Annotated in this window: 11 protein-coding genes; 9 read left to right on the top strand and 2 right to left on the bottom strand. The window is 57.0% G+C overall.

The annotated features are described in order from the left end of the window. Window positions 1-8 precede the first annotated feature (8 nt). From ACJTMZ_RS11995 to ACJTMZ_RS11965, 7 genes are all read left to right on the top strand, one after another. Window positions 9-461, top strand: a complete 453-nt coding sequence (locus ACJTMZ_RS11995) for a MarR family winged helix-turn-helix transcriptional regulator (protein WP_015572604.1) — start codon at window positions 9-11, stop codon at window positions 459-461. A gap of 84 nt (window positions 462-545) precedes the next feature. After that, a complete protein-coding gene (locus ACJTMZ_RS11990; protein ID WP_003856578.1) occupies window positions 546-974 on the top strand; it encodes an organic hydroperoxide resistance protein in 429 nt (142 codons plus the stop codon). Between the two features lie 126 nt (window positions 975-1,100). After that, a complete protein-coding gene (gene dnaT, locus ACJTMZ_RS11985) occupies window positions 1,101-1,646 on the top strand; it encodes a primosomal protein DnaT (RefSeq protein ID WP_003856579.1) in 546 nt (181 codons plus the stop codon). Next, on the top strand, window positions 1,643-2,380 hold the full coding sequence (gene dnaC / locus ACJTMZ_RS11980) for a DNA replication protein DnaC (protein ID WP_003856580.1): 738 nt from the start codon (window positions 1,643-1,645) through the stop codon (window positions 2,378-2,380). The genes dnaT and dnaC overlap by 4 nt, the downstream gene beginning before the upstream one ends. Before the next feature lie 84 nt (window positions 2,381-2,464). Further along, window positions 2,465-2,947 (top strand): DUF2501 domain-containing protein, encoded by a 483-nt coding sequence (locus tag ACJTMZ_RS11975; RefSeq protein WP_015572603.1) that lies wholly within the window; start codon window positions 2,465-2,467, stop codon window positions 2,945-2,947. 271 nt (window positions 2,948-3,218) lie between these two features. Then, a complete protein-coding gene (opgB, locus tag ACJTMZ_RS11970; protein ID WP_017383843.1) occupies window positions 3,219-5,510 on the top strand; it encodes a phosphatidylglycerol--membrane-oligosaccharide glycerophosphotransferase in 2,292 nt (763 codons plus the stop codon). Continuing rightward, entirely contained in the window at window positions 5,510-6,019 is a 510-nt protein-coding gene (locus tag ACJTMZ_RS11965) for a GNAT family N-acetyltransferase (protein WP_045141642.1), read from the top strand. The genes opgB and ACJTMZ_RS11965 overlap by 1 nt, the downstream gene beginning before the upstream one ends. Window positions 6,020-6,340: 321 nt before the next feature. Here the strand turns inward: ACJTMZ_RS11965 and tsr are convergent, their stop codons facing one another. Together tsr and hpaR are read right to left on the bottom strand one after the other, a co-directional pair. Further along, complete coding sequence (tsr, locus tag ACJTMZ_RS11960; RefSeq protein WP_017383845.1) at window positions 6,341-8,005, bottom strand: methyl-accepting chemotaxis protein; 1,665 nt, start codon at window positions 8,003-8,005, stop codon at window positions 6,341-6,343. A gap of 83 nt (window positions 8,006-8,088) precedes the next feature. Beyond that, entirely contained in the window at window positions 8,089-8,529 is a 441-nt protein-coding gene (hpaR, locus tag ACJTMZ_RS11955; protein ID WP_047732763.1) for a homoprotocatechuate degradation operon regulator HpaR, read from the bottom strand. A 268-nt stretch (window positions 8,530-8,797) separates the two neighbouring features. Between hpaR and hpaG the strand changes: the two genes are divergently transcribed. Both hpaG and hpaE read left to right on the top strand, forming a co-directional pair. Continuing rightward, window positions 8,798-10,075: a 4-hydroxyphenylacetate degradation bifunctional isomerase/decarboxylase gene (hpaG, locus tag ACJTMZ_RS11950; RefSeq protein ID WP_032670602.1), complete on the top strand. Its 1,278-nt coding sequence runs from the start codon at window positions 8,798-8,800 to the stop codon at window positions 10,073-10,075. Continuing rightward, entirely contained in the window at window positions 10,072-11,538 is a 1,467-nt protein-coding gene (hpaE, locus tag ACJTMZ_RS11945; RefSeq protein WP_017383848.1) for a 5-carboxymethyl-2-hydroxymuconate semialdehyde dehydrogenase, read from the top strand. Before hpaG ends, hpaE begins: the two co-directional genes overlap by 4 nt.

The raw sequence follows: 11,538 nt of genomic DNA, 5'->3' as shown, positions 1-11,538 counted from the left end.
TTCATTTCATGGACGCAAAAACGAACGACACTACCAACGCGCTTCTGCTGGATAACCAGCTCTGCTTTGCCCTCTATTCGGCAAATCTGGCGCTTAACAAGCTGTACCGGCAACTGCTGGCGCCGCTTAACCTGACTTACCCGCAATACCTTGTGATGCTGGTGCTGTGGGAGCAGGATGATATCACGGTGTCAGACATTGGCGAGCGGCTGTTCCTGGATTCCGCCACGCTGACTCCCCTGCTGAAACGCCTGGAAAGCGCAGGATTAATCTTCCGCCAGCGTTCCCGTCAGGATGAGCGTCAGGTCGCCGTCACCCTGAGCGACGCGGGTCGGGCGCTGCAACAGCAGGCCGTGACGATACCCCACGCCGTGGGCTGTGCAGCGCAGTGTGATACCGACACCATGCTGGCGCTCAAGCAACAGCTCGAACTTTTGCGCCAACAGCTTCATCGCGCGTAAGGCTATACTTTACGCGTCTGATTCTAACTTAATACATCGCGCGCTATTTAATAGTGCATATAAACGTAAGATGAGGAACCTGCCATGTCTTTAGAAAAAGTTGTCTACACTGCCAAAGCCAAAGCAACCGGAGGCCGTGATGGCCGCGCAACGTCTTCCGATGGCGTTCTGGATGTCAAACTGGGTGTGCCAAAAGAGATGGGCGGCATGGGGGGTGAAGTAACCAACCCTGAACAGCTGTTCGCTGCGGGCTACTCCGCCTGCTTCCTGGGCGCAATGAAGTTCGTTGCGGCACGCGACAAATTCGCTCTGCCAAAAGACGCCTTTATTGAAGGCGAAGTGGGGATTGGCCCGCTGCCAACCGGTTTTGGTATCGAAGCGAAGCTGAACATCCACGTTGAAGGGATGGACGCAGCGGAAGCCAAAAAACTGGTGGATGCAGCGCATATCGTCTGTCCGTACTCTAACGCGACGCGCGGCAATATCGACGTGACGCTGAACATCATCGCGTAAACTGCCGCCTGTGATTTTAGCCCCGGTAAGCGTAACGCCGCCGGGGAAATCCTCTCCTTTCCTCCCCCTCTCTCTGTGCTACCATAACCCTCAATCACGTCCGTAGTAATCAGTTGAGAAAGTGTTATGTCCTCCAGAATCCTGACCACCAGCATTGCTGGCATTGATGCCTTTATGCGCGATCCTCGCGGTGTGTTGACGCACGCCGAAGGCGGCACGCTCGCGGTATTTGCCGACAACGCCCCGGCGTTTTATGCGGTCACGCCGGAACGTCTGGCGCAGCTTCTGGAAATTGAAGCGAAGCTGTCGCGTCCGGCGAGCGATGTCATGCTGGATAATCAGTTTTTTGACGAACCCGCCAGCGCCCCGGTGGCCGTTCCAATGGGAAAATTTCCCATGTACGCCGGTTGGCAGCCGGACGCCGATTTTCAGCGGCAGGCGGCCTTATGGGGAATAGCCCTCGCGCAGCCCGCGACGCCAGAAGAGCTGGCGGCCTTTACCGCTTATTGGCAGGCTGAAGGAAAAGTCTTCCACCATGTTCAGTGGCAGCAAAAGTTCGCGCGCAGTCTGCAAATCAACCGCGCCAGCAACAATGGCCAGCCAAAACGTGATATCAATGCCTTTTCAGAACCGGACAAAAAAATCCCTGATGGATTCCGAGGTGCGAAATGAAAAACGTCGGCGACCTGATGAAACGTTTGCAGAAGATGATGCCCGCCAACGTGAAGCCCGCCTTCACCACCGGTGAAGAGCTGCTGGCATGGCAAAAAGAGCAAGGTAAAATTCGCGCGGCTGCCCTCGCCCGCGAAAACCGCGCGATGAAAATGCAGCGCACCTTTAACCGCTCGGGCATTCGCCCTCTGCACCAGAACTGCTCCTTCGAGAATTATAAGGTCGAGTCACAGGGGCAGATGAACGCCCTCAACCAGGCGCGCCAGTACGTGGATGAATTTGACGGCAACATTGCCAGCTTCATCTTTAGCGGAAAACCCGGCACGGGGAAAAATCACCTTGCGGCCGCAATCTGCAACGAGCTGCTGCTGCGCGGGAAGTCAGTGCTGATTATCACCGTGGCCGATATTATGTCCGCCATGAAGGACACCTTCAGTAACCGCGAAACCAGCGAAGAACAGCTGCTGAATGATTTGAGTAACGTGGATTTGCTGGTCATCGACGAGATCGGCGTCCAGACGGAGTCCCGCTACGAAAAAGTGATCATCAATCAGATTGTCGATCGCCGTTCGTCGTCAAAACGCCCAACCGGTATGCTGACGAACCACAATATCGACGAGATGACCCGACTTCTTGGCGAGCGGGTGATGGATCGCATGAAGCTGGGTAACAGCCTGTACGTCATCTTCGACTGGGACAGCTATCGCAGCCGCGTCACCGGCAAAGAGTATTAAGATATTTCCAGGGAGCACCGGAAGAGCAGAGGTATATACTGAACCCACTTTTGGCCCAAAACGGACCTTGTTGAGTAAATCATTATGAAAAAACAGTTTCTTATCAGCATCCTTACTGGCGCCCTGCTGGTGACTGGCGCAGCGCAGGCCGCATCATGGCAGGAGTCGCTCTCCAGCGCAGCAAGTGAGTTAACCAAAGAGAGCGGCACTTCCCAGGGCGGGCTGTCAGCCTCGTCCCTCACCGGCCTGCTGAGTAACAGCTCCCAAAGCCTGAGCGCCGGAACGATGAACAACGCGGCGGGCATTCTGGAATACTGCGCGAAGCAGAAACTGGCTTCCGTTACCGATACCGAAAACATCAAAAACCAGGTGCTGGGTAAACTGGGTCTGGACACCCAGGAGCAGAAAGCGGACACCAACTATATGGACGGTATTCAGGGTCTGCTGAACGCGCAAAATGGCCAGCAGCTGAACCTCAGCACCCTTGGAAATTCATCTCTGGCGAAACAGGTAAAAACGAAAGCCTGCGATCTGGTGCTGAAACAAGGCGTTAATTTCCTCTCCTGATCGCCTCCCATTATCTGCCACAACACGCCGGGTTTATTACGTTAGTCTTACACCGCGGCGTGAAGTGCGTTTTTTTACCCCCTGCCACCACCTCAGCCTCCGTGTGCCACGATGCGACTGTATTCAAAAATCCGATTTTATAAACCAAATCCTAACAACAGCACACTTTCGTGACACTAAAATTGCAGCTAAGCGACATCGCAATTACATTGTATTACCCAAAAAATAAGCAATTAGCCGGCTAAGCGTCCGGCATGATGAGGATCTGCTGTTGTCAGAGTTAATGTCCCTTGTCCTTTTCCTGGCTTCCATCGGCGTTTATGCCTGGAAAGCTGGTCGTCACACCTGGTGGTTTGTGGCCACCCTGGTGGTGCTCGGCATTTTTATTGTTTTAAACATTACGTTATATGCCAGCGATTACTTTACCGGCGACGGTATTAACGACGCGGTGCTCTACACGTTGACCAACAGCCTGACCGGCGCTGGTGTAGGTAAGTACATCCTTCCGGGCCTGGGGCTGGTGGTCGCCCTGGTGGGCATCTTCGCCGCGCTGGCCTGGGTTCTGCGCCGTCGCCGTCACCGTCCGCATCATCATGGCTACAGCCTGCTGGCGCTGTGCCTGGCGCTGGCCTCCGTGGATGCCAGCCCGGCATTCCATCAAATTACCGAGCTGGTAAAATCCCAGTCGCGCGATGGCGATCCGGACTTTGCGGCCTATTACAAAGAACCCTCGAAGAAGATCGACAATCCCAGGCTCAACCTGGTCTATATCTACGGCGAAAGTCTGGAACGCACCTATTTTGATAACGATGCTTTCCCGAACCTGACGCCAGAGCTTGGCGCACTGAAAAACCAGGGCCTCGACTTCAGCCACACCATGCAGCTCCCTGGCACGGATTACACCATCGCAGGGATGGTGGCCTCCCAGTGCGGCATTCCGCTGTTTGCCCCGTTTGAAGGCAACGCCTCCGCCTCGATGTCGAGCTTCTTCCCGCAGAACATTTGCCTAGGCGATATCCTGAAAAACTCGGGCTATGAAAACTACTTTATGCAGGGCGCTAACCTGCGCTTTGCCGGGAAAGATGTGTTCCTGAAATCCCACGGTTTCGATCACCTGTATGGTTCCGAAGAGCTGAAAACCACGGTGGCCGATCCGGCCTACCGCAACGACTGGGGCTTTTACGACGATACCGTTCTGGATGAAACCTGGAAGAAATTCGAGGAGCTTTCCCGCGCCGGTAAACGCTTCTCGCTGTTTGCGTTGACCGTTGACACGCATCATCCGGATGGTTTCGTCTCACGCACCTGTAAACGTCAGGGCTATGACATTGACGGTAAAAACAACAAGTCGTTCAGCGCCGTGACCTGTAGCCAGGAGCATATCGCGGCGTTAATCGAGAAAATCAAAGCGTCGCCGTATTTCAAAAATACGGTCATCGTCGTCTCATCTGACCATCTGGCGATGAAAAACAGCGCCTGGGATGAACTGAATAAGCTGGATCGCAGCAACCTGTTCTTTGTGCTGCGCGGCGATAAACCGCAGCAGGAGATCATTGCCGCTAAACGTAACTCGATGGATAACGGCGCTACCGTGCTGGATATTCTGGGTGGCGATAACTTCATTGGCCTGGGTCGCAGTACGCTGTCGGGCCAGTCCCTGTCGGAAATCTTCCTCAACATGAAGGAAAAAATCCTCGCCTGGAAGCCGGATATCATTCGTCTGTGGAACTTCCCGAAAGAGATAAAAGACTTCACCATCGATCAGGATAAAAAAATGATCGCGTTCTCCGGCAGCCATTTCCGCCTGCCGCTGCTGCTGCGCGTGTCGGATAACCGCGTCGAGCCGCTGCCGGAAAGCGAATACTCCGCGCCACTGCGCTTCCAGCTGGCGGAATTTGCCCCGCGCGATAATTTCGTCTGGGTCGACAAATGCTACAAAATGGGCCAGCTCTGGTCGCAACAGCTCTCGCTGTCCACCGACTGGTGCGTCTCTCAGGGGCAACTCGGCGGCGAGCAGACCGTGCAACACGTTGACAAACCGCAGTGGCAGGGAAAAACCGCGTTTAAAGATACGATTATTGATACCGCACGCTATCAGCGCAACGTAGACCTGCTGAAAATCGTCGACAACGACATTCGTTATAAAGCAGACAGCTTCATCTTTAATGTTGCCGGCGCGCCGGAAGAGGTGAAGCAGTTCAGCGGTATTTCACGGCCGGAATCCTGGGGGCGCTGGTCTAACGCGCAGTTGGGCGATGAGGTGAAAATTGAATATACCCATCCGCTGCCGGAGAAATTCGATCTGGTGATCACCGCCAGGGCATTTGGTCCCAACGCAAACCGTCCTATACCGGTGCGCGTCGGTGATAAAGAACAGACGCTGACGCTGAGCAACGATGTCACCACCAGCACGCTGCATTTCGATAACCCAACGCGCAGCAATACGCTGGTCATTGTGCCACCCGATCCGCAGTCCACTAACGAAGGGAATATTCTCGGTCACGCTCCGCGCAAGCTGGGGATCGGCATGGTGGAGATTAAAATTGTGAGCAGCGCTGGCTGATGACGGCGTTCACTCTTCGCCCGACGCGCATCGACGACGTCGCTGCCCTGCCCGCCATTGAACGCGCGGCGGGGCAGCGGTTTCGCGACGTTCCTGAGCTGGCCTGGCTGGCAGACAATGAGGTTATTTCTGTTGAAGATCACCTCGGTTACGCCGGACGCGGATTAAGCTGGCTGGCGCTGGCTGACGACAGGCCCGTGGGCTTTATTCTCGCCGAAGCTCATCCATCGACGCTGTTTATTGTGGAACTGTCGGTTCACCTGGACTGGCAGGGACGAGGTCTTGGACGCCAGTTAATCGCCCGTGCCGCCGCGCATGCCCGCAGTCTGGGGCTGAACTCGCTGACGTTAACGACGTTTCGTGATGTCCCGTGGAATGCGCCCTTCTACAGGCGATTAGGGTTTGAAATGATGACGACGCTGACGCCAGAACTGCGCCAGAAACGCGAGGAAGAGACGGCGCACGGTTTAGCGTATGGTTCCCGCTGCGCCATGCGCCTGCCTCTGTAAGATCGCCCGGTGGCGCTGCGCTTACCGGGCCTACAAAACCCAATTCCGCCGTCCGGGTAAGGCGAAGCCGCCCCCGCCAAAACGCACACCCTGTAGGCCGGGTAAGGCGTAGCCGCCACCCGGCGAAACGCACAACCCGTAGGCCGGGTCAGGCGCAGCCGCCACCCGGCAAAACGCACATCCCGCAGGCCGGGTCAGACGCAGCCGCCACCCGGCAAAACGCACATCCCGCAGGCCGGGTCAGACGCAGCCGCCACCCGGCGAAACGCACAACCCGTAGGCCGGGTCAGGCGCAATCGCCACCCGGCAAAACGCACAGCGTCAGAACGTTTCCCAGTTATCGCCCGCGTCTGCGGTCGCCGGTTTACGCGCCACTACCGGTGCGGCAACGCTTTTCGCCGAGGCGAACTCGCGCGCCTTCATCTGTTCCTGCTGAATACGGAACACCGCAACGGCCTGCGTCAGACGGCTCGCCTGCTCTTCCAGTGCCGCGGCCGCCGCCGCAGACTCTTCCACCAGCGAGGCGTTCTGCTGCGTCACGCGATCCATCTCAGCCACCGCCAGCCCAACCTGGTCGATACCGCGGCTCTGCTCGTCAGACGCAGACGCGATTTCGCCCATGATATCCGTCACGCGCGTTACCGCATTCACGATCTCACCCATGGTTTCACCCGCGCTTTCAACAAGCGTTGAACCAATTTCCACGCGCCCCACGGAGTCTTCAATCAGGCTCTTGATCTCGCGAGCCGCCTGCGCGCTGCGCTGCGCCAGGTTTCGGACTTCACCTGCAACCACCGCAAAACCACGCCCCTGCTCGCCCGCACGCGCCGCTTCTACCGCCGCGTTCAGCGCCAGAATATTGGTCTGGAAGGCAATCCCGTCGATCACGCTGATGATATCGGCGATTTTCTGCGAACTGCCGGCGATGTCACGCATGGTCTGCACCACGTTATCCACCACCTTGCCGCCTTTCTGCGCGGTTTCAGACGCGCTCAGCGCCAGGTTGCTCGCCTGACGGGCGTTCTCGGCGTTCTGCTTCACGGTGGCAGTCAGCTGTTCCATGCTGGCGGCGGTCTCTTCCAGAGAGGCAGCCTGCTGTTCGGTACGGGATGAGAGATCGTTATTGCCCATCGAGATTTCGCTCGCACCACTGTAAATGGCGTTGGCGCCGTTACGCACGTCACCCACGGTACGCACCAGCTCGCCCTGCATATGGCGCAGGGAGTCAGCCAGTACACCCATCTCGTTGGAGCCTTCCACGTCGATGCGCTTCACCAGGTCGCCGCTGGCGATATGACGAATGCTGTCAATCAGACGGTTCAGCGGCGAAATCAGCGCCTGACGAATACCCAGCCAGACGGCAACAATCACCACCAGCACCGCAGCCAGCACGCTAATCAGCACCCAGATAGCCTGGCGGTAAGAGCTGTTGCTGTCTTCAACCGCGGTCTGATACAGCGCGTCGTTCTGTTGCAGGTAGTTGACGTACTGCTTCTCAAAGCCATCCTGATAGCTCTGGGTCGGCTGGTCGAAGAACTCATTGATTTTGCCCGCCCCCAGCAGCTGGATCAGCTCAGCCAGCGCGCCATGGTAAATATCGTAATTACGTTTGATTTCCAGTGCCGCAGCGTCGCTCTGACGCGGGTCGCGCGGCAGCGCTTCGTAATCCGCCCAGTTTTTTTCCGCCTGTTTCAGAGACGCAGAGGCAATCTGCATCAGCTCGGCGACGGTTGAGCCGCTGCCGATATTGTTCTGATCCATCATATAGCGGATACCCGCGCGGTTCAGGGTGTTACGGGTTTGCAGCAGCGCCACCCAGCTACCGTTCAGGGTGGATTGTTGCTGGCGAATGGTTTGCAGGATGGTGAAATTCTCTTTGTCATGCTTCAGGGCATTGAAGAAAAGACCACCAGACGTGAGTTGTAAAAGGCCAAATATCGCTAAAACCAGCAGTAAGCTGGTGACAATCTTGATTCGGTTTAACATGTTTTCTCTTTCCTCAGGCAGATACAGAATATTCGGCCTGGCATGAGAAAACTTTACGAAAATCATCCTGGAATTTAGGGTTTTTACGCTTCGTCCCTCACGGCGATATGTCGGTTTCCAAGTTCAATAAACTCTTCCAGCAGCGCCGTGAGCTGCTTCATCTTCTCAGGCGTATATTCCGCCTCAATCTGCTGGTACGCCTCTTCCACCTGAGCCTGAGCACGCTGGTACAGCGCGTTGCCTTCTTTCGTCAGCGACACGTACAGCTTGCGCTGGTCAGTCACCGGTTTTAAGCGCAGCACCAGACCGTCGCGCTCCATCCGCGTCAGAATGCCGGTCAGGCTTGGGCGCAAAATACAGGTGCGGAACGCCAGATCGTGAAAATCCATGGAGGGATGCTCGGCCAGCACGCGGACGATACGCCACTGCTGCTCGGTCAGATTATGCCGCTTCACTATCGGGCGGAAGTAGCCCATCGCCGCTTCACGCGCCTGCAACAGCGCGATGGTTAATGAGTCATGCATCATCTACCCCTTACATCATTAACAAATAAACAATTAAAAACAGATGCTTTTATAGACAACACGTTTTAACCCAAAAAGTCTAACAGAAACAAAGCTATTTTTTTAACTTATTGATTTAAATATCAATTCACCCTTTTATGTAAATTTATTGTTATTTGCATCACAAATTATTCACTTCTGATTGCGAAACGAACAGCAAAAGCATAAAACCAGATCATTAACATATTAATGAAATCAAAACCGGACAGCCGGTTTGAGGAGTATGGGAATGAAAGGTACTGTTTTTGCCGTAGCGCTAAACCACCAAAGCCAGCGAGTGGCCTGGGCTGAGGCGTTTGAAAAAGCCCCCTATAACGCGCCGCCAAAAACGGCGGTGTGGTTTATCAAGCCACATAACACTGTTATCCGCGCAGGCGAACCGATTCCCTTCCCGCAGGGAGAAACCGTGTTAAGCGGCGCGACGGTGGCGCTGGTGGTGGGCAAAACCGCCAGCAAAGTACGCGTTGAAGAGGCGGCGGCGTACATCGCCGGCTACGCGCTGGCTAACGAAATCAGCCTGCCGGAAGAGAGCTTCTACCGTCCGGCGATCAAGGCCAAATGCCGGGATGGATTTTGCCCGCTCGGCGAACCTGTCGCCGTTGATAACGTGGATAATCTGACCATCATCACCGAGATCAACGGCCGCGAAGCGGACCACTGGAACACGGCCGATCTGCACCGCAACGCCGCCGAACTGCTGAGCGCCCTGAGCGAATTTGCCACCCTGAACCCCGGCGATGCGATATTGCTCGGCACTCCGCAAAGCCGCGTCGAAGTTCGCCCGGGCGATCGGGTACGTATTCTGGCAGAAGGATTTCCGCCGCTGGAAAACCCGGTGGTGGAGGAACGCGACGTTGCCATCGCTTCGCGCACGCCGCCGCACGCCACGCTGTTTGCCCTCGGTCTGAACTATGCCGACCACGCCAGCGAGCTGGACTTCAAGCCACCCACCGAGCCGCTGGTGTTTATCAAAGCGCCAAACACCTTTAACGGCGACAACCAGACGTCGGTGCGCCCGAACAATATCGAGTACATGCATTACGAAGCGGAGCTGGTGGTGGTCATCGGCAAAACCGCGCGCAAGGTCAGCGAAGCCGAGGCGATGGACTACGTGGCGGGCTATACGGTGTGCAACGATTACGCCATCCGCGATTATCTCGAAAACTACTATCGCCCGAACCTGCGGGTGAAAAGCCGCGACGGGCTGACCCCCATCAGCCCGAACGTAGTGCCAAAAGAAGCCATTCCTGACCCGCACAACCTTCGTCTTCGCACCTACGTCAACGGTGAACTGCGTCAAGAAGGCACCACAGCAGACCTGATCTTCAGCATCCCCTACTTAATTGCGTATCTGAGCGATTTTATGACCCTGCAACCGGGCGACATGATTGCCACCGGCACGCCGAAGGGGCTGTCCGACGTGGTGCCGGGCGATGAGGTGGTGGTGGAAGTGGAAGGCGTAGGCCGTCTGGTAAACCGAATTGTCAGTGAGGAGACTGCAAAATGAAAAAGATTAACCACTGGATCAACGGTAAAAACGTCGCCGGAAGTGAGTACTTCCAAACCACTAACCCGGCCTCCGGCGAGGTGCTGGCAGAAGTGGCCTCCGGCGGCGAAGCCGAAATCCATCAGGCCGTTGCCGCCGCTAAAGAGGCGTTTCCGAAATGGGCCAACCTGCCGATGAAGGAGCGCGCGCGCCTGATGCGTCGCCTGGGGGATCTGATTGACCAGAACGTGCCGGACATTGCCGCGATGGAAACCGCCGACACCGGCCTGCCGATCCACCAGACCAAAAACGTGCTCATTCCGCGCGCCTCGCACAACTTCGAGTTCTTCGCCGAGGTGTGCCAGCAGATGAACGGCAAAACCTACCCGGTCGACGACAAGATGCTCAACTACACCCTCGTGCAGCCGGTGGGTGTCTGCGCGCTGGTGTCGCCGTGGAACGTGCCGTTTATGACCGCCACCTGGAAGGTCGCGCCGTGCCTGGCCTTAGGGAATACCGCGGTGCTGAAGATGTCTGAACTCTCCCCGCTGACCGCCGACCGTCTGGGCGAGCTGGCGCTGGAGGCGGGCATTCCGGCGGGCGTGCTCAACGTGGTGCAGGGCTATGGCGCCACGGCGGGCGACGCGCTGGTGCGTCATCATGACGTGCGCGCCGTCTCCTTCACCGGCGGTACCGCCACCGGGCGCAACATCATGAAAAACGCCGGGCTGAAGAAGTATTCCATGGAGCTGGGCGGCAAATCGCCGGTGCTGATTTTTGAAGACGCAGACATCGAGCGCGCGCTGGACGCCGCCCTGTTTACCATTTTCTCCATCAACGGCGAACGCTGCACCGCCGGCTCGCGCATCTTCATCCAGCAGAGCATCTACCCGGAGTTCGTCAAACGCTTTGCCGAGCGCGCCAACCGCCTGCGCGTGGGCGACCCGACCGATCCGAACACCCAGATTGGCGCGCTCATCAGCCAGCAGCACTGGGAAAAAGTCTCCGGCTATATCCGCCTCGGCATTGAAGAGGGGGCAACCCTGCTGGCGGGCGGCCCTGACAAACCGACCGATCTGCCTGCGCACCTGAAAGGCGGCAACTTCCTGCGCCCGACCGTGCTGGCGGATGTCGATAACCGCATGCGCGTGGCGCAGGAGGAGATCTTCGGGCCAGTGGCCTGCCTGCTGCCGTTTAAGGATGAAGCGGAAGGCCTGCGCCTGGCGAACGACGTGGAGTACGGCCTGGCATCTTACATCTGGACCCAGGACGTCAGCAAAGTGCTGCGTCTGGCGCGCAGCATCGAAGCGGGCATGGTGTTCGTCAACACCCAGAACGTGCGCGACCTGCGCCAGCCGTTTGGCGGCGTGAAGGCCTCCGGCACCGGGCGTGAGGGCGGCGAGTACAGCTTCGAGGTCTTCGCGGAGATGAAGAACGTCTGTATCTCCATGGGCGACCATCCGATTCCAAAGTGGGGGATCTGA

The organism is Enterobacter sp. DN, assembly GCF_046054285.1.
GTDB lineage: Bacteria > Pseudomonadota > Gammaproteobacteria > Enterobacterales > Enterobacteriaceae > Enterobacter > Enterobacter hormaechei_C.
The sequence above is the reverse complement of the archived record's forward strand: the minus strand, read 5'-3'. Positions and strand labels throughout refer to the sequence as shown.